This window comes from Aeromonas sp. SG16, assembly GCF_024436135.1.
Taxonomy (GTDB): domain Bacteria; phylum Pseudomonadota; class Gammaproteobacteria; order Enterobacterales; family Aeromonadaceae; genus Aeromonas; species Aeromonas jandaei.
The window spans coordinates 48,983-70,584 of the sequence record NZ_JANFNW010000010.1 but is presented as its reverse complement, the minus strand read 5'-3'; the positions used below and the strand labels follow the sequence as shown (position 1 = coordinate 70,584).

Here is a 21,602-nt window from a genome sequence, read left to right as displayed (position 1 = left end):
GTCATTTCTTCTGTGATCATGACGACAAAATGAAAACGATTACACTCTGTTACATTGAATCTTTTTCTTATTTTTCAGTAACATAAATTTAAGTGTTAATTTTTGGACTCAATCTGTTCCGCAGCATTGAGGCTAGTCGCTAACGGGCTGTTGTCAAAAAGCTCAGCCAAGGGTGCAGTGCCAGCGATAGCGACGGGCAGTCAGCTGATACTCGGGGCGCACACTCTGGCTCCAGGAGTCATCGCCGCCCACTCCCATGTGAGCACCATCGAGGCAGACCCACAGCCCCTCCTCTGCCACCAGATCGCTCTGGTGGCGGGCAGTGGCCAGCTGCTGCTGGCTGAAGCGACTGACGCTGAAATGGAAAGCGCCACTCACACGCAGTCCACCCAGCTGCAGCTCGCGGGTATCGCAGCGCAAGCCGTTGTCGGTCGGGAAGACGTAAGGGGTGTGCATGGCCTCCAACGGCAAGCTCCAGCGACCCAGATCGGCGCCCAGCAGGCGATCCGGATAGTTTTCGTGGGGGCCACGTCCCAGCCACTGCACCTGCTCAACCGGGTCAGCCAGATGGATCAGCAGACCGATCCGCGGCAGCGAAGGCAGCGCCTGCGCCAGCTCGCACTCGATGTCGAGACTCATGGAGCCATCGTCAGCAAAACGGTGGCGCCAATGGCTCAGCAGTTGCAACTGCTCCTGATGGAAATAGCCGTGAGTCACCCGCAGCTCACTACCGCCAACCACCACGCCCAGATAGCGGTGCTGCCACTGCTCGAGGCCACACGCCTGCCAGCGGGCAATCCAGGAGTTGGGGTCGGCGTGATCCGCTTCGCTGGTGCCGATGTCGTTGTCGAGCGGCGCGCGGTAGAAGTGATCCATGATCGGCGTCAGCAACTGCTCCAGCCCCGATTTCAGCCAGCTGGTGATGCGGCCGCTCTGCTTGTCGAGCCGCCACTGGCTGTTTGCGGTGGTGACCAGCCAGCAGTCGGTCTGCTCAACCATCACCGCAGGGTTGATTGGTGCAGGTAGCGCCAGCGGTGACGGCAGCATGAATTGCTGGCGCGCCACCTCGTGCCCGGCCGCAGACCAGGGGGTGGCATCCGGCTGGAAGATGGCCAGATCGAGCCAGGCCAGCGAGCCCGCCGCAAAAGCGGGTAGCGTCCCGCTCAGGGTCAACTCGACCGCCTCTTGCGCTGCCAGCGCCAGAGACACCTCCCCCTCCAGCACCACTTGGCCGTTTTCACTCAGCTGCCAGCAAAGCCGCTCGTTGTCAGTGGTACGGAACAGATATTCGCTCTCGATCCGCACTCGCAGCGGGGAGTGCCCAAGCAGAGTGAAGCGGAACGGCTGCTGGGCGCGCTTTGCCTCGAACAGAGCGGGATGGGGAGTGCGATCCGGGAACAGCAGGCCGTTGCAGCAGAACTGGCGATCGTTTTGCACATCGCCGAAGTCGCCGCCATAGCCCCAATAGTGGCGGCCATCGGCGGTGTATTTGTCGAGCCCCTGATCGACCCAATCCCAGACGAACCCGCCCTGCAGGCGTGGATGGTCGCGAAACGCCTGCCAGTAGTGGGCGTAGCCTCCCAGACTGTTGCCCATGGCGTGGGCATATTCGCAGAGGATCAGCGGCCGGGTCTCTTCCGGCAGGCCAATCCACTTGGCCAGCGCCCACTTGGGCACCGCCGGGAAGGGTTGATCCTGATGGGTTCTGGCATACATGGGACAGATGACGTCGGTCGCCGGGGTATCGGCACCGCCCCCCTCATACTGCACCGGACGACTCGGGTCGCTGCGCTTGATCCAGCCATACATGGCATCGTGGGCCGGGCCATAACCCGACTCGTTGCCCAGCGACCAGATGATGATCGAGGGGTGATTGAAGTCCCGTGCCACCATCCGGGTCGCCCGCTCCAGAAAGGCGTTGCTCCAGGCGGGATCCCGCGCCAGCCGCCCCATGGGGGTCATGCCGTGGGTCTCCAGATTCGCCTCATCCACCACATAGAGGCCGAGCCGATCGCAGAGGCGATAGAAATCGGAGTGGTTGGGATAGTGGGAGCAGCGCACCGCATTGAAGTTGTGCCTCTTCATCAACAGCAGATCCCGCTCCATGGTGGCGCGATCGATGGCATAGCCCCTGGCGGGGTGGTGTTCATGACGATTGGCACCACGGATCAGCAGCGGCTGACCGTTGACCCGCAGCAGGCCGCCACGGATCTCCACTGTCCGAAAGCCCACATCATAGGCTTCGCTCTCGATAGGCTCGCCCTGTTCGTCCAGCAGGGTCAGGGTCAGGCGATAGAGATAGGGCGTCTCGGCGCTCCACTTGCGTGGCGCAGCCACGTCGAGCCACAGCTCGGCACGATCGTCGTAAGCCCCTTTCTCATCAATAGCTTGGGTACCGATCGGCTGGCACAGGGTCGCAACCCGCTCGCCACCGTCATAGAGATTGGCCTCCACCGAGAGGCCAACTGCATTGGCCGCCCGCAGTGCAATCTTGAGGCGGCCATCCCGATAACAGGCGTCCAGCTCGGGGGTGACCCGAATATCCATCAGATGACGGGCCGGTTTGTGCAACAGGCTGACGGAGCGGAAGATCCCAGACAGCCACCACATATCCTGATCTTCCAGATAGGAGCCGTCGGACCAGCGCAACACCAGCACCGCCAGCCGGTTGTGACCGCTCTGCAGATATGGGGTCAGATCGAATTCGGCAGGCAGGCGACTGTCCTGAGAGTAACCGACCCAGCGACCGTTGCAGAACAGGTGGAAGGCGCTGCTCACCCCGTCGAAGATGATCCGGCTCTGGCCGCTGGCCAGCCAGCCGGCAGGAAGTTCGAACTCACGGGAGTAGCAACCGGTGGGGTTCTCTGCTGGCACCCGAGGTGGATCGCAGGGAAAGGGGTACTTGATGTTGGTGTAGATGGGGCCATCAGTAAGTGGCCGTGCTGCCGGATAGGCGGCATCCAGCTGCCAGTTGCCCGGCACGGTAATGGGACAGGCATCCGCCAGATCCTGCGCCAGCCAGCTCTCGGGCACCAGCTCGGGAGCGGCAAAGAAGGAGAAGCGCCATTCGCCATCCAGTGAACGGCGTGAGGGTGAAAGGAGATCGTCTCTGGCATCCGCTTCGCTACGCCAGCTGAACATGGGGGTATGGGCAGCCAGACGGTTTACCGAAGTAATCGCCTGAGTCTGCCAATCCTGACGCGCCACTATCTCCCTGAGCATTCCCCTTCTCCCTGATGACTGGAAAACGTATTCCAGTCTAGAGAAGTGTGGCCAGGGGATCGGCGATCTCGCTCACACAGATGTAAACGATTACACTAATTTTGTTAAGTAAAGCGGAGTAAAAACCATTAAAAATAGGTAAAACAATAAAAGCTCGAGAAATGAGCTGCAAACGGCCCCTATCCAGCGCGAACCGGCGCGACCGAGTGACGATTGATCAAGGTCGGGGTATAGATGCGGTTCTGCTGTGCCTCGCTCTCCCCTGCCGCCAGCTGCAACGCCAGCTTGGCTGCCTGACTCGCCATCAACTCGATGGGGTACCGCATGGTGGAGAGCTTGGGCCTCAGGTATCTGGCGTAGATGATGTCATCGAAGCCCACCACCGAAACCTCCTCCGGCACCCGCAGCCCGTTGTCCGCCAGCACCGAGATAGCTCCGGCCGCCATGGCATCGTTATAGGCCACCACAGCGGTCACCTTGAGCCCCTTGGCCAACAGGTTGAGCATGGCGCGCTCGCCCCCCTCCTCGTTCGGCGTGCCGCTCTCGATAAGCTCGGGATCCGCCGCCAGACCAGCCTCTGCCAACCCGTCCTGATACCCCTGCAGCCGCAAGGTGGCATCTTCGATGGCGTGATCCGAGCTTATAAAAGCGATGTGGCGGTGACCCAGCTCGATCAGATGACGGGTTGCCGTGGCGGCCCCCAGCCGGTTGTTGAGGGCGATGCAGCGCCCCTTGATGGCAGGAATATCGCGATTGATAAGCACCATGCCGGGCACCCGCATGGCGTAGTCGCAGAGCTCTTCGTCGCTCAGCGCCTTGCTGTGCACCACCAGCGCCTCGCAGCGCTTGCCGATCAGCAGCTCGATCGCCTCGCGCTCCTGGCGCGCCTTGTGAAAACCGTTACCCATCAACAGGTGAAGATTCTGCTCTACGGCCACGCCGGAGACCCCCTTCAACAGAGCCCCGAAGAAGGGATCGGCCACGTCTCCCACCACGACACCCATGGTATCGCAGGTCTGGCTGACCAGCGCCCGCGCGTTGGCGTTGGGGGTATAGCCCAACTCCGCCATCGCCTTCTGGACGGCGGCGCGGGAGGCAGCACTGGCCTTGGGCGAGTTGTTCATCACCCGTGAAACCGTTGCCACCGACACATTGGCCAAACGGGCGACATCCTTGATGGTACTCATGCTGTTTTCACTTATTTCACTCTGCGACAGATTGACCATTATACCCACCAACCCCATTGAAAACAGGGGATAACGCACGATCTGCCAGAGAAGCGATCACAAAAACAGTGTAATCGTTTACACTGTTTTGCAAGCAAGTTCACAGTTTGCAGGCCAACCCCTCGGCTAGACTGCTTGCAGCGTCATTTTCAGTGGAGAGCAAGATGAAGGTTCTGGTCACCGGCGGCTGCGGATATATCGGCAGCCACACCTCTCTGGCCCTGCAAGCGGCAGGCATGACCCCGGTCGTGGTGGACAACCTCTGCAACAGCAAGCGCAGCGTGTTGACTCGAGTCGCGGCTATCAGCGGCCAGCAACCCGTGTTCTATCAAGGGGATATTCGCGATGCCACCCTGCTGGACCGGATCTTCGCCGAGCAGCAGATCGATGCTGTGATCCACTTTGCCGCCCTCAAGGCGGTCGGCGAGTCGACCCGCATTCCACTGGATTACTACGAGAACAACCTGAGCGGCACCCTCACCCTGCTACAGGCGATGAAGCGGGCTGGCGTGCACAATCTGGTGTTCAGCTCCTCGGCGACCGTCTACGGCGATCCCGCCACTCTGCCGATCCGCGAGGATTTCCCCCGCAGCGCTACCAACCCCTACGGTCGCTCCAAGCTGATCATCGAGGAGATCCTCGAGGATCTGCAGCTGGCCGAGCCCCACTGGAGCATGACCCTGCTGCGCTACTTCAATCCGGTCGGCGCCCACGAGTCGGGCACCATGGGGGAAGATCCCCAAGGCATTCCCAACAATCTGATGCCCTATATCACTCAGGTCGCCATCGGCCGTCGCGACTGCCTCTCTGTCTTTGGAAACGATTACCCAACTGTGGATGGCACCGGCGTACGCGACTATATCCACGTGATGGATCTCGCCGAGGGGCACGTCAAGGCGCTGCAACACTGCGCCGGCAAGGGTGGCGTACACACCTACAACCTGGGCACCGGCCAGGGCCAGAGCGTGTTGCAGCTGGTCGCCGCCTTCTCCAATGCCTGCGGCAAGCCGCTGCCATTTCGCATCGAACCGCGTCGCCCGGGCGATATCGCCGCCTGCTGGGCCGATCCGGCCAAGGCCGAGCGCGAGCTGGGCTGGCAGGCAACCCGGGACATAGACGCTATGTGCGCCGACAGCTGGCGCTGGCAGTCCGCCAACCCGAACGGTTACGAGGAGTAGGCCTGCCTGCTCCCTGTTAATAGACGACCTTATTTTTCAATACCTTATTCAGGAGAGATGATGTTCAACCCCGTCGATCATCCCCATCGCCGCTTCAACCCGCTGACCGGCCAGTATGTGCTGGTCTCCCCCCACCGGGCCAAACGCCCTTGGCAGGGACAGGTGGAGAAGGTGAGTCAGGCCCCCAAACAGGCCCACGATCCCGACTGCTTCCTCTGCGCGGGCAACCCCCGGGTCACTGGCGACATCAACCCCGACTACAAGGGCACCTTCGTCTTTACCAACGACTTCGCCGCTCTGATGCAGGATACCCCGGCCGCCGATAGCGCCAGCGATCCCCTGCTGAGACTGGAGGCCGCCCGCGGCACCAGCCGGGTCATCTGCTTCTCGCCGGATCATGGCAAGACCCTGCCCGAGCTGCCGCTGCCCGCCATCGAAGGGGTGATCACCACCTGGATGGATCAGGTCGCCGAGTTGTCGGCCCAGTGGGAGTGGGTGCAGGTATTTGAAAACAAAGGCGCCGTCATGGGCTGCTCCAACCCGCACCCCCACGGCCAGATCTGGGGCAGCGACTTCCTGCCCAACGAGATCGCTCGCGAAGAGCTGCACCAGTGCGACTGGCTGGCCAAGCATGGCCGTCCCATGCTGCTGGAGTATGTGGAGCGGGAGCTGGCGGATCGCTCGCGCATCGTGGTGGAGACCGAGCACTGGCTCGCCGTGGTCCCCTTCTGGGCCGCCTGGCCGTTCGAAACCCTGCTGCTGCCCAAGGCGCACGTCCCCTCCATGCTCAACCTGACCCAGGCCCAGCAACAGGATCTGGCGGTGGCGCTCAAGGAGCTCACCAGCCGCTACGACAACCTGTTCGAGTGCAGCTTCCCCTACTCCATGGGCTGGCACTTTGCACCGCCCAAATCGGATTGCCCCGAGGCGTGGCAGTTGCACGCCCACTTCTATCCGCCGCTGCTGCGCTCCGCCACCGTGCGCAAATTCATGGTCGGCTTCGAGATGCTGGCCGAAACCCAGCGCGACCTGACTCCGGAGCAGGCCGCCGAGCGGCTGCGCGCGCTGAGCCCCATTCACTACAACCAGACCAATCAAACCAATGAGGAGGCCCTATGACCCCGAGCCAACGCGTCAGCACCGTTTTTGCCGAGCAATTTGCCAAAGCGCCCGATCTGCTGGTGCGCGCCCCCGGCCGCGTCAACCTCATCGGTGAACATACCGACTACAACGACGGCTTCGTGCTGCCTTGCGCCATCGACTACGAGACCTGCGTTGCCATCGGCCTGCGCGATGACCGGCAAGTGCAGGTGATCGCCGCCGACTACGACAACCAGCGCGACCAGTTCGACCTCGACCAGCCCATCGAGCATCACCCCAGCCAGCGCTGGAGCGACTACATCCGCGGCGTGGTGAAATATCTGCAGGAGCGTGGTTATGCCCTGCGCGGCCTCGATCTGGTGGTCTCCGGCAACGTGCCGCAGGGGGCTGGGCTCTCCTCCTCCGCCTCACTGGAAGTGGCCATCGGTCAGGCCTTCAAGGAGGCACTGGGGCTCGCCATCACTCAGGCGGAGATCGCCCTCAACGGTCAGCAGGCGGAGAACAAGTTCGTCGGCTGCAACTGCGGCATCATGGATCAGATGATCTCCGCCAGCGGCAAAACCGACCACGCCCTGCTGCTCGACTGCCGCTCGCTGGAGACTCGCCTCATCCCCATGCCCACCGATCTGGCGGTGCTGATCGTCAACTCCAATGTGCGCCGCGGTCTGGTGGATAGCGAATACAACACCCGCCGCCAGCAGTGCGAAGCGGCCGCCCGCCACTACGGAGTCAAGGCACTGCGCGATCTCGATCTGGCGGCTCTCGAAGCAGGCAAGGCCGGACTGGATGAGGTCTGCTACCGCCGTGCGCGCCACGTGGTAGGCGACAATACCCGCACCCTGGCCGCCGCCGATGCGCTGGCGCAAGGGGATCTGGTTCGTCTCGGCGAGCTGATGGCCGATTCACACGCCGCCATGCGCGATGACTTCGAAATCACAGTGCCCGCCATCGACGGTCTGGTGGAGATCATCAAGGCCAGGATCGGCACCGAAGGTGGCGTGCGGATGACTGGCGGCGGCTTCGGCGGCTGCGTGGTCGCCCTGCTGCGCCCCGAGAAGGTGGCTGAGGTGATCGCCGCGGTTGAGGCCGAGTATCCGACCCGCTTCGGCCTCAAGGCTGACTGCTACGTCTGCTCTGCCAGCGCCGGTGCAGGCAAGCTATGAGCAGCGCCATGACGCCATTCGAACTGGAAAACGAGGAGGGGCTGCGCCTGCGCGGCCTCGACTTTGGCGCCACCCTCACCTCCCTCACCCTGCCGGTGGCGGGCAAACGGCGCGAAGTGCTGCTGGGTTGTGCCGACGACGCCTATCCCGCCCAACAGGTGTGGCTGGGCGCGGTGGCGGGACGTTTTGCCAACCGCATCGGCGGCGCCGAGCTGCTGCGTGATGGCCAGCGCTGGTCGCTGGATGCCAATCAGGCACCCAACTGCCTGCATGGCGGGCAGGCGGGCTTTCATCGCCAGCGGTGGCAAATCAAGGAGCTGGAAGCGGATCGGGTCAAGCTGGCGCTGCTCTCCCGAGCGGGGGATCAGGGCTTTCCCGGCAATCTGCGGGTAACCCTGGAGTACCGGCTGGAGCAGAGCGATCTGGTGGTGGATTTCATCGCCAGCACGGATGCCGCGACGCCGGTCAGCCTCACCAGCCACGCCTACTTCAATCTCGATGACAACCCCGACGGCGGCGATGTGCGTGACCACCTCATCAGGATCAATGCCGACCACTTCCTGCCGACCGACCCGAGCGGTTTGCCGATCGCCATCACCCCGGTGGAGGGGCCATTCGATCTGCGCCAAGAGCGCCTTGTCGGGCTGGATTGGCTGAGCCATCCCCAGCAGCAACAGACCAAGGGATACGACCACGCCTTTGTGCTCAACGGCCCGGCGCAGGAGTGGGCTGCTCGCGTGGTATCGGGTGACAGACAGCTGGCGATGGAGGTCTACACCAACCAGCCCTCGCTGCAGTTCTACAGCGGCAACTGGCTGGCCAATACCCCGAATCGCCAAGGTCTGGCGCACCGGGATCACGACGGCTTCTGTCTGGAGGCGCAGCAACTGCCCGACAGTCCGAACCGGCCCGAGCTGGGCGACCCCTGGCTGGTGCCGGGCGAGCGCTATCACCACCAGACTCGCTACCGCTTTATCCGCGACTGACTTAAAGGTTTCACAATTTTTCCGTAGCAGCGCTAGCCACATTCCAGCAAGATAAGCCGCCCCGAGACCCTTCCGGGGCGTTTTTGCATCAACGTAGCAAGGATTCTGTTCGATGACTGACACCTATAGCCTGCTGGTCGCCTTTATTCTGGGCGTCGTCGAGGGGCTGACCGAGTTCCTCCCCGTCTCCTCCACCGGCCACATGATCATCGTCGGCCATCTGCTGGGCTTTGAAGGGCCCAAGGCTGCCACCTTCGAAGTGGTGATCCAGCTTGGCTCGATTCTCGCGGTGGTTGCCGTCTTCTGGCGCCGCCTGTTTGGTCTGATTGGCATCCACTTCGGCCAGAAGCCGGAACCGGGCCACGCCACCCTGTCGCTGATCCACGTCATCCTTGGCATGATGCCCGCCATCGTGGTCGGTCTGGCCATCCACAGCTGGATCAAAGCCAACCTGTTTGGCCCGCAGACCGTGATGTATGCGCTGGTTGCGGGTGGTATCCTGCTGATCATCGCCGAGAAGTTCCGCCCGGCAGTTCGCTCCGAAACCCTGGATGACATCAGTTACAAACAGGCATTTGGCATCGGCCTGTTCCAGTGTCTGGCACTGTGGCCCGGCTTCTCACGCTCCGGCGCCACCATCAGCGGCGGCATGCTGATGGGGATCAGCCGTCATGCAGCGGCCGAGTTCTCCTTCATCATGGCGGTGCCCATGATGATGGCGGCCAGTACGCTGGATCTCTACAAGAGCCGCGACTTCCTCTCTATGGCCGACTTCCCGATGTTTGCAGTGGGCTTTATCACCGCCTTCGTGGTCGCCATGATCGCCATCAAGAGCTTCCTGGCGCTGATCCGCCGCCTCGACTTCATCCCGTTCGCTATCTACCGCTTTATCGTGGCATTCGCCGTCTACCTACTGTTTGTCGCCTGACCCTCAGCCAGCAGTCAAATGACAAAAGGGACCGCAAGGTCCCTTTTTTATTGTCCAAGCCCCTCAGTAGAGGTGCTGACTGATGCCATTGAGCAGCCGCGACAACCCCTTGGTGAACTGCACCGGCGCATCCTGCACCGTATAGCAGAGGCAGCCATCCGGAGTATGCGGGCTGTGGGCATGGCTGGCATCGCGCCAGATAAAATCCCCGGCCTGATAGAGGGTATCGCCATCCTGAATATTGCCCGCCAGCAGCAGGGTCAGCTCGTAACCCTGATGGGTGTGCTCGGGGATACGGCCACCCGCATCGATATGGAGCAGACTGGCGCGTGCCCCCATCTCATCCAGCGGCAAACTCTGCTGACGAATGGCCCCGATATGGCGCCACTTGGGCGAGCGGTAGCGGGCCAGCACCCGCGGCAAGCGGTAGGCGTGACCGGCCACTTCGAGCTCGGCCGGCTGGGCTCGGGGCAGATCGGTAACGGGTGCGGCAACCGGTTCGGGCTGCGCCAGAATATCCGCCAGCATGGCGTCAAACCCGACGTCCAGCGCCACTTCATCGCGGGAGGCCAGCTCGGGCTCTGCTGGCGAGGCAAGATATTGCTGCGCCAGCTCCTCCTCAAATGCTTTCAATCGGGCAGCGCAATCGGGGCAGAGCTCGCAGTGGGCGGAGAGCCCGACCGCCAGCGGCAGAGTGAGCTCGTCGGCGGCGAAGGCGCGCAGCATAGGGTCGGTTGGATGGGCTTTAATCATGGCCTTGCTCCACTTGCTCTTTCAGTTTCTGTAGCGCCAGTCTGAGGCGGGACTTGATGGTACCGAGCGGCACGCCGAGGCGCTCCGCCAGCTCCTGCTGGGAAAACTCCTGCAGATAGATGCCGCGCACCACCTGCTGTTGCGGCTCAGGCAGGGTGCCCAGATAGTGGGCCATCTGGCGGGTCAGCACGGCATCCTCGCCCCCGCTCAGATGCTCCTCTTCGGCTTGAAACTCCAGCACCGGCCACAGCTCTTCTGCGCAGAGATCCTCCTTGCTGGCACGGCGTCGGCGCAGCAGATCGAAGCACTGGTTGCGCATCACTGTGTAGATCCAGGTGGTCGGCGCCCCCTTCTCGGGGTGATAGAGGCGCGCTTTCTGCCACACCAGCAGCATGGTCTCCTGCACCAGCTCCATGGCGTTGGCCTCGCTGCCGAGATGGCGCAGCCCGTAGCTGCGAATGCGCGGCGCAAAGTGTTGGAACAGGCGGGCAAAAGCAGCCTTGTCAGCCTGCTCTGCCACCCTGATCAGCAGAGATTTGAGGTCGCCATCCGGGTTATCCATCACGGGCGAAGTCCTGCGTATGGTCGAGTGTGGTTGGCCAGTATATGCCATTGCGCCATCCCTTTGGTGTGCTGTCGAACATGCTGTGGTAATGACTGATACGGCCCTGCGGCGCTGGCAGATCAGCAGTTCATGAAAAAATCAGTGGCTGGCCACCAGCACACCTTTGAGCAGGGCGATGGCAGGCTGATTGTCGGCAGCGGCCAGCAGCTGCTGTTTCTGCTCGGGGGGGATCGGCAGCACCTCCAGCCAGCGCTGTGCCACCCAGTTGCCATCGTCCCAGCGGGGCGCGGGATAGAGGGCGGCATAGTCGGGATAGTCGGCAAACACCTCCCGCAGCGCATCGGCCAGTGGCAGCTGATCGGGATGGAGCCGCCGGGGCGGCCATGCCGGCAGCGAGGTTACCTCGCCGATGCGCAGGCCATCCTGCTCCTGCCACATATCCTCTATCTGCACCCGCTCCATACCCTGCACCGTGATCCCCAGCATGCCGTCCGGCAGCCGGTCGAAGTCGATGACATTGACCCGGGTGGCGATGGGCAGCATGTTGCGCAGGGCATCGGGCTGGCGCGGATCCACCATGCAAAGGGCAAAGCCCGCCTCCCCCGCTTCGGCCACCATCCGCAGGTATCTCGGTTCGAAGATCCGCAGCGGCATGATGCCGCCGGGCAGCAGGTGGGCTGATAGGGGAAACAGTGCCAGTCGCATCACAAACTCCTTGCTGGGTTACGACTCTAGGTACGTGCAACAGCCAGCAGGAGATCAGTGTCGGGAAAAACCCTTAACAATCAGGGGAAATAGCCTGGACAAGGCGCTTCGATATGCAGTAGAAATGGATAAGCACCGTAATTTCCGTCCAATATTCTGGAATATGGCGCCAAACGCAGTGAAATATCCGCCCGACAGCGAGCGGCGGGTCATCCCTATAGTTTTCTCGAGCCGATGCGGGTAAAATTCACGCCCTTATATATCAGTCATTTTTCGACGCGCAACCTTGGTGGTCAGTTATGAAAGAGCATATTCATCATCTACTTGAACAAACGGTAGCCAATCTCAAGTCAGCAGGCGTCCTGCCGGCGGACCTGGAAGCCCGCGTGCAAGTAGACCGATGCAAGGAAAAAGCTCACGGTGACCTGGCCACCAACCTGGCCATGCTGCTGGCCAAGCCGGCCCGCAAGAATCCCCGTGAGCTGGCGGCGGCCATCATCGAGCACCTGCCTGCCTCCGACCTGATCGCCAAGGTCGAGATCGCCGGCCCCGGCTTCATCAACTTCTTCTTCGACCAGCGCTGGCTGGCCGGTCAAGTCGAGGCCATGGTGACCTCGGCCAACGCCAACGTGAAGTTGCCGACCCCGCAGACCGTGGTGGTGGACTACTCCGCCCCCAACGTGGCCAAAGAGATGGCGGTGCACCACATCCGTTCCACCGTACTCGGTGACGTAGCCGCTCGTGCGCTGGAGTTCCTCGGCCACAAGGTGGTGCGAGCCAACCACATCGGTGACTGGGGTACCCAGTTCGGCATGCTGATCGCCTATCTGGAGAAGATGGCCAACGAGAACGCCTCCGACATGGAGCTGCGCGATCTGGAAGCCTTCTACACCCAGGCCAAGCGTTGCTACGACGAAGACGAAGCCTTCGCCGAGCGCGCCCGTAACTACGTGGTGAAACTGCAGGGTGGCGACGAGTACTGCCGTACCATGTGGAAGAAGCTGGTCGACATGACCATGGAGCAGAACCAGCGCAACTACGACCGCCTGAATGTCTCCCTGACCAACAAGGACATCATGGGCGAGTCCATGTACAACGACATGCTGCCGGAGATCGTTGCCGACCTGAAAGCCAAGGGGCTGGCGGTCGAGAGCGAAGGCGCCACCGTTGTCTTCCTGGACGAATTCAAGAACAAGGATGGCGAGGCCATGGGCGTCATCATCCAGAAGAGCGATGGCGGTTTCCTCTACACCACCACCGACATCGCCTGTGCCAAATACCGTTATGAAACCCTGGGCGCCGACCGTGTCATGTACTTCATCGACTCCCGTCAGCACCAGCACCTGATGCAGGCCTGGACCATCACCCGCAAAGCGGGCTATGTGCCGGAATCCGTGCCGCTCGAGCACCACGCCTTCGGCATGATGCTGGGCAAGGATGGTCGTCCCTACAAGACCCGCTCCGGTGGCACCGTCAAGCTGGTCGACCTGCTGAACGAAGCGGAAGAGCGCGCCGCCGCCCTGCTGGAGAGCCGCAACAGCGACCTCTCCGCCGAAGAGAAGGCCGAAGTGGTGCACGCCATCGCCATGGGTGCGGTCAAGTATGCGGATCTCTCCAAGAACCGCACTACCGACTACATCTTCGACTGGGATCTGATGCTCTCCTTTGAAGGCAACACAGCGCCTTACCTGCAATACGCCTACACCCGTATTCAGTCCATCTTCCGCAAGGCCGGCGTCGATGCCGCTACCCTGACCGGCAATGTGACTCTGAACGAGGAAGCGGAAGAGACCCTGGCCCAGAAGCTGATCCAGTTCTCCGACGCGGTCAACGGCGTGGCGGACAAGGGGATGCCGCACCTGCTCTGTACCTATCTGTACGAGCTCTCCGGCAACTTCATGACCTTCTACGAAGCCTGCCCGATCAACAAGGATGGCGTGGACGAAGCGACCCGTCAGAGCCGTCTGCTGCTGTGTGCTGCCACCGCCAAGGTGCTCAAGCTGGGCCTCGGCGTACTGGGTATCTACACCCTGGAGCGCATGTAATAGATGGCGACCCGGGATTATGTCGGCAACCGTCCGCGACGTCGCGCGGGCGGTCGCAACACCAAGAAAGCGGCTCCGCGCCGCTTTCCTGTTATCCCGGCCCTGCTGGCCGGGGCGCTGCTGGCTGGCTTTGGCGGCTTCCTCTACATGATCAATGGCAAGGGCCACGATGCCCCGACCATCGAAGAGCAGGTCAAAGCCAACAAGCCAAAACCGCAGAACAACGGGTTGCCTCAGGAGAAGTGGAGCTACATCGAACGGCTTGAGAACAAGCAGGTCGATATCATAGAGCCGCCGACCCAGCCGGGCGTTCTGCCGCCGCCTCCTGCCGATACCATGACCCTGCAACCGGAGAAGCTGCCGCAGCCGGTACCGACCGACATTCCCCAGCCGGGAACACCGATCGGCCAGCCCAAGCCCTATCAGCCCAATCCGGCGACCACCCCCTCCACCTCCGGTGCGCCGGTTGCCAGCGCCCAGGAGCAGGTGATCGACCGCAAGGCCGAGCGTGAGCGGATGGAGCGGGAGATCCGTGCCGAGCTGGAGCGTGAGCGAGCCGCTGCCGCCAAAGCCCAACCGGCAGCCCAACAGCCTGCCCAGACCGCAGCTGCCGACAGCGGCCGCTATATGATGCAGTGTGCCGCCTTGCGCTCGCAGGATTCGGCGGAGTCGCTCAAGGCACGCATCGCCTTCACCGCCGGCCTCTCCTCCAGCCTGCAGGTGATCAATGGCACCAACGGCACCGTCTACAAGGTGATGGTCGGCCCCTTCAACGGCAAGGCCGCCGCCGACGCGGCCAACCGCAAGCTGCAGAGCTCAGGCATCAGCGGCTGCATTCCCAAGAAAGGGTAAGTGCCCGTTTTACCATGAGGGGCCGGGTGGCAACACCCGGCCCCTCTTCTTTGGGCTCCCTTCGCACCCATAGCCCCATCTCGCGCTTATCCCGACCGATTGCAGGCTTGAAAAGCCGTTTTGCCATCCCCATCTTTTCTCCCATGCACAGTCAGGCCGTCATTCGGCTCAAGCGAGGTAAGTAAAGTGACTACCATAGTTTCAGTTCGCCGCAACGGTCAGGTCGTCATCGGTGGCGATGGCCAGGTTTCTCTTGGCAACACCGTCATGAAGGGCAACGCCCGCAAGGTTCATCGCCTCTACAACGGCAAAGTGCTGGCAGGTTTTGCCGGTGGTACTGCCGACGCCTTCACCCTGCTCGAACGCTTCGAAGCAAAACTGCAGGCCCATCAGGGTAATCTGGAGCGCGCCGCCGTGGCGCTGGCCAAAGATTGGCGCACCGATCGCGCCCTGCGCCGCCTCGAAGCACTGCTGGCCGTCGCCGACGAACAAAAATCCTTCATCATCACCGGCAACGGTGACGTGGTGCAGCCGGAGCACGATCTCATCGCCATCGGCAGCGGCGGCAACTTCGCCCAGTCCGCGGCCATCGCCCTGCTGGAAAACACCGATCTGGATGCCAGGAGCATCGTCGAGAAGGCGCTCAAGATCGCTGGCGACATCTGCGTCTTCACCAACCAGCACCACACCGTCGAAGTGCTGGACTATTCGGCCAAATAAGCCGGCTACAATAGCAACCAATTCTCCAAGGGGTGGGCACTGCCCGCCCCTGATACAGGAACTCCATCATGTCCGAGATGACCCCGAGAGAAATCGTCCACGAACTGGATCGTCACATCATTGGTCAGGCCGATGCCAAGCGCGCGGTGGCCGTCGCCCTGCGCAACCGCTGGCGCCGGATGCAGCTCAACGAAGAGATGCGCCATGAAGTGACCCCGAAGAACATCCTGATGATCGGCCCGACCGGTGTCGGCAAAACCGAGATCGCCCGTCGTCTGGCCAAGCTGGCCAACGCCCCCTTCATCAAGGTGGAAGCGACCAAGTTCACCGAAGTGGGCTATGTCGGCAAGGAAGTGGACAGCATCATTCGCGATCTGACCGATGTCGCCATCAAGCTGGTGCGCGAGACCGAGATGGAGAAGATGAAATACCGCGCCGAGGAAGCCGCCGAAGAGCGCATTCTCGATGCGCTGCTGCCCAACCCGCGCAACACCTGGGGTGAGGAAGAGAAAGCCGACAACTCCAACACCCGCCAGATCTTCCGCAAGAAACTGCGCGAAGGTCAGCTGGATGACAAGGAGATCGAGCTGGATCTGGCAGCCTCCCCGATGGGCGTCGAAATCATGACCCCGCCGGGCATGGAAGAGATGGCCAACCAGCTGCAGGGGCTGTTCCAGAACCTGGGCCAGAACCAGAAGAAGAAGCGCAAGATCAAGGTCAAAGAGGCCATGAAGGCGCTGATCGAAGAGGAAGCGGCCAAGCTGGTCAACCCGGAAGAGCTGAAGCAGAAAGCCATCGCTGCGGTCGAGAACAACGGCATCGTCTTCCTCGACGAGATCGACAAGATCTGCAAGCGCGGCGAGAGCTCGGGCCCGGATGTTTCCCGTGAAGGGGTTCAGCGCGACCTGCTGCCGCTGGTCGAGGGCTGCACCGTCAACACCAAGCACGGCATGGTCAAGACCGACCATATCCTGTTTGTCGCCTCCGGCGCCTTCCAGATCGCCAAGCCGTCCGACCTCATCCCCGAGCTGCAGGGCCGTCTGCCGATCCGGGTCGAGCTGACCGCGCTGACCACTGAAGATTTCGAGCGGATCCTGACCGAGCCGAACGCCTCCCTGACCGATCAGTACAAGGCGCTGATGGCCACCGAAGGGGTCAACATCGAGTTCACCCAGGATGGTATCCGCCGTCTGGCCGAAGCGGCCTGGCAGGTCAACGAGCGTACCGAGAACATCGGTGCCCGCCGTCTGCACACAGTGATGGAACGCCTGATGGAAGATATCTCCTACGACGCCTCCGAGAAGTCCGGCGAGACCTTCGTCATCAACACCGACTACGTCAACGCCCACCTCGGCAAGCTGATTGAAGACGAGGATCTGAGCCGCTTTATTCTGTAAGCATTCTGTAAGCGCGATTGATCTGAAAACGCCTCCCTTCGCGGAGGCGTTTTTATTTCCACGTCACCTCGTTCATTTCACATCCCATCGTCCGTATTCAGGCCCACACCTGCGGCAACCCGTTCAATCCCAAGCCGTTTCCAAACCTCTCCTTGTCAACGCCCGCCGTTTTTTCATCCCCGCTGAAATCTGCTCAAAAAAAGATCTTTCCTATTCTCGGCGGCTGATTTATACATACGTATAAATCAGATCGAAATCTGTGCAGCAGGAACCAGAAAGATGAATCCAACCCGGCAGAAACTGCTCGATACCGGCCTCGCCATCGCCACCGAGAAGGGGCTGCGCGGCCTGACGGTGCGCGAGCTGGCGGCGGCGGCCGAGGTGAACCTCGGCTCCTTCGTCTACCACTTCGGCAACCGCGACGCCTTTATCGACGAGCTGGTCGAGCTCTGGTACGCCCCCCTCTATGACGAGCTCAAGGCGGTGGCAGCCAAAGGCTCCTACCCCTCCGCCATCGCCATGTTCGAGGCCACCATGGAGGCGCTGATCGGACTGGTGGCGCGCCAGCGCGGCTTTATCAACCACCTGTTTGGCGATGCGCTGGCGGGGGAAGGGGCGGCCCAGCGCTTTCTGCTCAGCCTGCCTCGCCGCCACCCCCTGCTACTGATCGAGCAGGTACGGATGGCACAGGCGGAAGGGTCGCTGGTCGCAGGTCACCCGCTCCAGCTGATGATCTTCATCATGGGGTCGGTCGGCCTGCCGCTGGTGATCGCCGGCAGCGGTCGTCAGCTCGGCTGGCTGCCCGAACAGGCCGCCCCCTTTCTCAGCCAGATAGACAGCCCCGAGGCCGCCAGACAGCGGCTGGTATGGGCCCTGCGCGGCCTGCGCCCCACTGACATGAAAGAAGGAGAAGCGGCATGAAACAACGCATTGCAATCGTGGCCCTGCTGCTAACCGTTATCGGCGGCTACCTCTGGTGGCAGGGGCGCCCGGCCGACGGCTCCATCCTCTACGGCAACGTCGATATTCGCGACGTCAATCTGGCCTTTCGGGTCGGCGGCCGCGTCGATCAGGTGCTGGTCGATGAGGGGGATAGCGTAAAAGCCGGTCAACTGCTGGCCCGCCTCGATCCGGTTCCCCTCACCCACAGCCGCGACAGCGCCCGCGCCAATCTGGCTGCGCTCACTGCCGCCAACGCCTTGATCCACAAAGGCTATCGCAGCGAAGAGACCGACCGCGCCCGGGCCGCACTGGCTGCCGCCGAAGCCGCTGCGCTGGAGGCCGACCAGCAGTGGCGCCGCCAGAGCGCATTGGCAGCCACCGGCGCCATCTCCCGCGGTCAGCTCGATACCGCCCGCTCCCAGCGAGATCAGACCCAGGCGCAGGTGCGCTCGGCCCGCGAACAGCTCGCCCAGCTCGAAACCGGCTACCGCCCGGAAGAGATTGCCCAGTCCGATGCACAGCTGGAAGGGGCCAAAGCGGCGCTCGCCAGTGCCGAACTGGCGCTGGCGGATGCCAGCCTGACCGCCCCCAGCGACGGCATCATCATCAGCCGCGCCATCGAGAACGGCAGCATGGTGCAGAGCGGAACGACCGCCTTCAATCTCTCCCTGACCGCGCCGGTCTGGGTGCGCGCCTATGTGGAGGAGCCCTGGCTCGGCCACTTCCCGAGCGGCGCCAAGGTGACCCTCACCACCGACTCGCGGCCTGATCAGCCCTATCACGGGGTGGTGGGCTTTGTCTCGCCGAACGCCGAGTTCACCCCGAAATCGGTGGAGACGCCGGACCTGCGCACTCACCTCGTCTACCGGCTGCGCATCGTGGTGCAGGATCCCGACCCGGCCCTGCGCCAAGGGATGCCGGTCACCGTCAGGCTGGCTCCATGAACAGCGCCATCTCCCTTGAGGGGCTCACCAAACGCTTTGGCGAGCGGGTCGCCCTCAACGCCATCTCGGCCACCATTCCGACCGGTGGCATCACCGGGCTGGTCGGCCCCGACGGCGCGGGCAAGAGCACTTTGCTGCGCCTGCTGGCCGGTCTGCTGATCCCCGAAGCGGGCACCATCCGGGTGCTGGGGCTGGACCCGGTGAGCGAGGGGGATCAGCTGCGCCAGCGCCTCGGCTACATGCCCCAGCAGTTCGGCCTCTACGAGGATCTCAGCGTGCTGGAGAACCTCACCCTCTACGCTGACTTGCGCGGCGTACTGGAGCCCGAACGCACGCCCACCTTCGCGCGGCTGCTCGCCTTCACCGATCTTGCCCGCTTCACCGCAAGGCCGGCAGGCAAGCTCTCTGGCGGGATGAAGCAGAAGCTCGGGCTGGCCTGCGCCCTGCTCGGCACCCCGGATGTGCTGCTGCTGGACGAACCTGGGGTCGGGGTCGATCCCATCTCCCGCCGCGCCCTCTGGCAGATGGTGCGCGAGCTGGCCAAGGGGGGGATGACGGTGCTCTGGAGTACCGCCTATCTCGATGAGGCGGAGCTGTGCGACCACGTGCTGCTGATGGCGGATGGCGAGGTGCGCACCAGCGGCACGCCGGCCGATCTGATGGGGGCCATGGCCAGCCGCTGCTGGCTGCTGGAGGCGGGGCAACTGGATGGCCGCGAGCGACGCGCCCTGCTGCGCCGGGCGCTGGCTCACCCGGCGGTGATGGATGGCGCGGTGGCAGGGGAGCGGGTTCGCCTGCTGCTGCACCCGGGCATGACGCCCCCACCGCTGGCGGAGCTGCATCTCGCCAACGGCGCCTTTCAACCGGCCCAGCCCCGGCTGGAAGATGCCTTTATCGACCTGCTCGGCGGCGGCCCCGGCGGAGAGTCGAGTCTGGCGGCCGGGATGCGGGAAGCCGAACTGCCGCAGGGGGTCTCCCCCGAGGCGGTGATCGAGGCGCGCCACCTCACCAAGCGCTTCGGCGATTTCGCCGCCACCGATGATGTCAGCTTTGCGGTGCGCCGCGGCGAGATCTTCGGCCTGCTCGGCCCCAACGGGGCGGGCAAGTCCACCACCTTCAAGATGGAGTGCGGCCTGCTGCGCCCGAGCGAGGGGCAGGCGCTGGTGACCGGCATCGATCTGGCCCACAGCCCCTCGGCGGCACGCCAGCGCCTCGGCTACATGGCGCAGAAGTTCTCCCTCTACAAGCAGCTCACCGTGGCGCAGAACCTCTCCTTCTTCGCCGGTATCTACGGTTTGTTCGGCCGCCACCAGCAGACGCGGATCGATGCCATGGTGACTGCCTTTGCCCTCGCCCCCTGGCTCGATCAGAAGGCGGAATCCCTGCCGCTCGGCCTGCGCCAGCGCTTATCGCTGGCCTGCGCCCTGCTGCACGAGCCGCCGCTGCTGTTTCTCGACGAGCCCACCTCCGGGGTCGATCCGGTAACCCGGCGCGAGTTCTGGTCGCACATCAACGCGCTGGCCGACCACGGCGTCACCGTGCTGGTCACCACCCACTTTATGGATGAGGCGGAGTATTGCGACCGCATCGCCCTTATCTATCGCGGCAAGCTGCTGGCGCTCGGCACCCCGGACGATCTCAAGGGGCTGGCCGCCAAAGAGGCGGCGACCTCTTTGCCAACCGGCTCCTTGCCGACCTGTTCTTTGCCAACAATGGAAGAGGCCTTTATCACTCTGGTCGAGCGGGCCAGCGAGGAGGACGCATGAGCATCAACCGTCGGCGACTGCTGGCCCTCTGCCGCAAGGAGACGCTGCAAATCGTCCGCGATCCGAGCAGCATCCTCATCGCCTTCATCATGCCGGTGGTGCTGCTGGTGGTAATGGGTTACGCCATCAATCTGGATGTGGACCATCTGCGCCTCGGCATCTGGCGTACCGACAGCGGCGCTCCGGCGGTGCGGCTGGAGCAGGCCCTGCGCGGCTCTACCGCGCTGGAGATCCACAGCGGGCCGAGCAAAGAGTCCCTGCTCGCCAGTCTGGCCCGTGGCGAGATCCGCGGCCTGCTGGTGATCGATGACGGCTTCTCCCGCGCCATGGCCGGTCAGGGCAATGGTACGCCGCAGGCGCTGCTGCTGACCGATGGCTCCGAGCCCAACACCGCCAACTTCGTCACCAACTATGTGCAGGGGATCTGGCAGGGGTGGCTCGCTGGCGAGGGGGTCGTCATGCCGGTGTCGATAGAGAGCCGCGCCTGGTTCAACCCTGCGCTGGTGAGCCGCAACTTTCTGGTGCCGGGCTCCATTGCGGTGGTGATGACCATCATAGGTGCCCTGCTCACCTCGCTGGTGGTGGCGCGGGAGTGGGAGCGCGGCACCATGGAGGCGCTGCTCGCCACCCCGGTCACCAAGGGGGAGCTGCTGCTCTCCAAGCTGCTGCCCTACTATGGCCTCGGCATCATCGCCATGCTGCTCTGCCTGCTCTTCTCGGTGGCAGTGATGGGCGTGCCGTGGCGCGGCTCCCTGCTGCTGCTCTTTCTGGTCACCAGCGTCTTTCTCGGTAGCGCCCTCGGGCTCGGGTTGTTCCTCTCCACCGTGATGCGCAGCCAGTTCAACGCCGCGCAGGCAGCGCTGATCGCTGCGTTTCTGCCCGCGGTGATGCTGTCGGGCTTCGTGTTCGAGATCGCCAGTATGCCACCGCTGCTGCGGGCCATCACTCACCTCATTCCGGCCCGCTACTTCGCGAGCTCCCTGCAGACCCTCTATCAGGCGGGCAGCGTCTTCTCGATCCTGCTGGTCAACGGTTTCTGTCTGCTGCTGCTGGCCGGTTTCTGGCTGGCCCTGACCGCCCGCAAGACGCGGCGCACTCTGGAGTAACCC

The 21,602-nt window shown here is 63.0% G+C and carries 18 protein-coding genes; 13 read left to right on the top strand and 5 right to left on the bottom strand.

The window, feature by feature from the left end; all coding sequences use genetic code 11:
* Nucleotides 1–162 precede the first annotated feature (162 nt).
* Complete coding sequence (locus NOM67_RS18605) at nt 163–3,222, bottom strand: beta-galactosidase (RefSeq protein ID WP_255939199.1); 3,060 nt, start codon at nt 3,220–3,222, stop codon at nt 163–165.
* 179 nt (nt 3,223–3,401) lie between these two features.
* Entirely contained in the window at nt 3,402–4,409 is a 1,008-nt protein-coding gene (locus tag NOM67_RS18600) for a substrate-binding domain-containing protein (protein WP_255939196.1), read from the bottom strand.
* 203 nt (nt 4,410–4,612) lie between these two features.
* Here NOM67_RS18600 and galE point away from each other — a divergent pair, with 203 nt between their 5' ends.
* The 5 genes from galE to bacA all read left to right on the top strand — a co-directional run bounded on the left by galE (nt 4,613) and on the right by bacA (nt 9,804).
* Complete coding sequence (gene galE, locus NOM67_RS18595; protein ID WP_255939193.1) at nt 4,613–5,626, top strand: UDP-glucose 4-epimerase GalE; 1,014 nt, start codon at nt 4,613–4,615, stop codon at nt 5,624–5,626.
* Nucleotides 5,627–5,686: 60 nt separating this feature from the next.
* Nucleotides 5,687–6,745, top strand: coding sequence for a UDP-glucose--hexose-1-phosphate uridylyltransferase (locus NOM67_RS18590; protein WP_255939190.1), 1,059 nt, complete (start codon nt 5,687–5,689; stop codon nt 6,743–6,745).
* Entirely contained in the window at nt 6,742–7,890 is a 1,149-nt protein-coding gene (galK, locus tag NOM67_RS18585; protein WP_182926792.1) for a galactokinase, read from the top strand. The genes NOM67_RS18590 and galK overlap by 4 nt, the downstream gene beginning before the upstream one ends.
* Nucleotides 7,887–8,876, top strand: coding sequence for a galactose-1-epimerase (galM, locus tag NOM67_RS18580; protein WP_255939187.1), 990 nt, complete (start codon nt 7,887–7,889; stop codon nt 8,874–8,876). The genes galK and galM overlap by 4 nt, the downstream gene beginning before the upstream one ends.
* Nucleotides 8,877–8,988: 112 nt before the next feature.
* Nucleotides 8,989–9,804 carry an undecaprenyl-diphosphate phosphatase gene (bacA, locus tag NOM67_RS18575; protein WP_071913937.1) on the top strand — a complete coding sequence of 272 codons (816 nt, stop codon included), beginning with the start codon at nt 8,989–8,991 and terminating at the stop codon, nt 9,802–9,804.
* Nucleotides 9,805–9,867: 63 nt separating this feature from the next.
* On the opposite strand, the gene NOM67_RS18570 is transcribed toward bacA, so the two are convergent.
* From NOM67_RS18570 to NOM67_RS18560, 3 genes are all read right to left on the bottom strand, one after another.
* Nucleotides 9,868–10,557 carry a ChrR family anti-sigma-E factor gene (locus NOM67_RS18570; protein ID WP_255939184.1) on the bottom strand — a complete coding sequence of 230 codons (690 nt, stop codon included), beginning with the start codon at nt 10,555–10,557 and terminating at the stop codon, nt 9,868–9,870.
* Entirely contained in the window at nt 10,550–11,119 is a 570-nt protein-coding gene (locus tag NOM67_RS18565; RefSeq protein ID WP_041209767.1) for a sigma-70 family RNA polymerase sigma factor, read from the bottom strand. Before NOM67_RS18565 ends, NOM67_RS18570 begins: the two co-directional genes overlap by 8 nt.
* 141 nt (nt 11,120–11,260) lie before the next feature.
* Nucleotides 11,261–11,827 (bottom strand): LON peptidase substrate-binding domain-containing protein, encoded by a 567-nt coding sequence (locus NOM67_RS18560; protein WP_156854366.1) that lies wholly within the window; start codon nt 11,825–11,827, stop codon nt 11,261–11,263.
* A gap of 299 nt (nt 11,828–12,126) precedes the next feature.
* Here NOM67_RS18560 and argS point away from each other — a divergent pair, with 299 nt between their 5' ends.
* The 8 genes from argS (at nt 12,127) to NOM67_RS18520 (ending at nt 21,599) form a co-directional block, all read left to right on the top strand.
* Entirely contained in the window at nt 12,127–13,872 is a 1,746-nt protein-coding gene (argS, locus tag NOM67_RS18555) for an arginine--tRNA ligase (RefSeq protein ID WP_042029550.1), read from the top strand.
* Between the two features lie 3 nt (nt 13,873–13,875).
* A complete protein-coding gene (locus NOM67_RS18550; RefSeq protein ID WP_156854368.1) occupies nt 13,876–14,724 on the top strand; it encodes an SPOR domain-containing protein in 849 nt (282 codons plus the stop codon).
* Nucleotides 14,725–14,910: 186 nt separating this feature from the next.
* A complete protein-coding gene (gene hslV, locus NOM67_RS18545; protein ID WP_043850608.1) occupies nt 14,911–15,444 on the top strand; it encodes an ATP-dependent protease subunit HslV in 534 nt (177 codons plus the stop codon).
* A gap of 68 nt (nt 15,445–15,512) precedes the next feature.
* Nucleotides 15,513–16,841: an HslU--HslV peptidase ATPase subunit gene (gene hslU / locus NOM67_RS18540; RefSeq protein ID WP_033115662.1), complete on the top strand. Its 1,329-nt coding sequence runs from the start codon at nt 15,513–15,515 to the stop codon at nt 16,839–16,841.
* Nucleotides 16,842–17,120: 279 nt separating this feature from the next.
* Nucleotides 17,121–17,762, top strand: coding sequence for a TetR/AcrR family transcriptional regulator (locus NOM67_RS18535; protein WP_041209771.1), 642 nt, complete (start codon nt 17,121–17,123; stop codon nt 17,760–17,762).
* Nucleotides 17,759–18,727 (top strand): secretion protein HlyD, encoded by a 969-nt coding sequence (hlyD, locus tag NOM67_RS18530; protein ID WP_255939177.1) that lies wholly within the window; start codon nt 17,759–17,761, stop codon nt 18,725–18,727. The genes NOM67_RS18535 and hlyD overlap by 4 nt, the downstream gene beginning before the upstream one ends.
* On the top strand, nt 18,724–20,493 hold the full coding sequence (locus NOM67_RS18525) for an ATP-binding cassette domain-containing protein (protein ID WP_255939175.1): 1,770 nt from the start codon (nt 18,724–18,726) through the stop codon (nt 20,491–20,493). Before hlyD ends, NOM67_RS18525 begins: the two co-directional genes overlap by 4 nt.
* Nucleotides 20,490–21,599 carry an ABC transporter permease gene (locus NOM67_RS18520; protein ID WP_255939173.1) on the top strand — a complete coding sequence of 370 codons (1,110 nt, stop codon included), beginning with the start codon at nt 20,490–20,492 and terminating at the stop codon, nt 21,597–21,599. Before NOM67_RS18525 ends, NOM67_RS18520 begins: the two co-directional genes overlap by 4 nt.
* The last annotated feature ends 3 nt before the right edge of the window (nt 21,600–21,602 follow it).

Coding starts and splice junctions, on each gene's coding strand:
- NOM67_RS18570 (WP_255939184.1), bottom strand. CDS start 10,557: ATGATTAAAGCCCATCCAACCGACCCTATGCTGCGCGCCTTCGCCGCC.
- hlyD (WP_255939177.1), top strand. CDS start 17,759: ATGAAACAACGCATTGCAATCGTGGCCCTGCTGCTAACCGTTATCGGC.
- NOM67_RS18535 (WP_041209771.1), top strand. CDS start 17,121: ATGAATCCAACCCGGCAGAAACTGCTCGATACCGGCCTCGCCATCGCC.
- galK (WP_182926792.1), top strand. CDS start 6,742: ATGACCCCGAGCCAACGCGTCAGCACCGTTTTTGCCGAGCAATTTGCC.
- NOM67_RS18520 (WP_255939173.1), top strand. CDS start 20,490: ATGAGCATCAACCGTCGGCGACTGCTGGCCCTCTGCCGCAAGGAGACG.
- NOM67_RS18600 (WP_255939196.1), bottom strand. CDS start 4,409: ATGAGTACCATCAAGGATGTCGCCCGTTTGGCCAATGTGTCGGTGGCA.
- NOM67_RS18605 (WP_255939199.1), bottom strand. CDS start 3,222: ATGCTCAGGGAGATAGTGGCGCGTCAGGATTGGCAGACTCAGGCGATT.
- galM (WP_255939187.1), top strand. CDS start 7,887: ATGAGCAGCGCCATGACGCCATTCGAACTGGAAAACGAGGAGGGGCTG.
- NOM67_RS18560 (WP_156854366.1), bottom strand. CDS start 11,827: ATGCGACTGGCACTGTTTCCCCTATCAGCCCACCTGCTGCCCGGCGGC.
- NOM67_RS18565 (WP_041209767.1), bottom strand. CDS start 11,119: ATGGATAACCCGGATGGCGACCTCAAATCTCTGCTGATCAGGGTGGCA.
- NOM67_RS18550 (WP_156854368.1), top strand. CDS start 13,876: ATGGCGACCCGGGATTATGTCGGCAACCGTCCGCGACGTCGCGCGGGC.
- NOM67_RS18525 (WP_255939175.1), top strand. CDS start 18,724: ATGAACAGCGCCATCTCCCTTGAGGGGCTCACCAAACGCTTTGGCGAG.
- hslU (WP_033115662.1), top strand. CDS start 15,513: ATGTCCGAGATGACCCCGAGAGAAATCGTCCACGAACTGGATCGTCAC.
- NOM67_RS18590 (WP_255939190.1), top strand. CDS start 5,687: ATGTTCAACCCCGTCGATCATCCCCATCGCCGCTTCAACCCGCTGACC.
- argS (WP_042029550.1), top strand. CDS start 12,127: ATGAAAGAGCATATTCATCATCTACTTGAACAAACGGTAGCCAATCTC.
- galE (WP_255939193.1), top strand. CDS start 4,613: ATGAAGGTTCTGGTCACCGGCGGCTGCGGATATATCGGCAGCCACACC.
- bacA (WP_071913937.1), top strand. CDS start 8,989: ATGACTGACACCTATAGCCTGCTGGTCGCCTTTATTCTGGGCGTCGTC.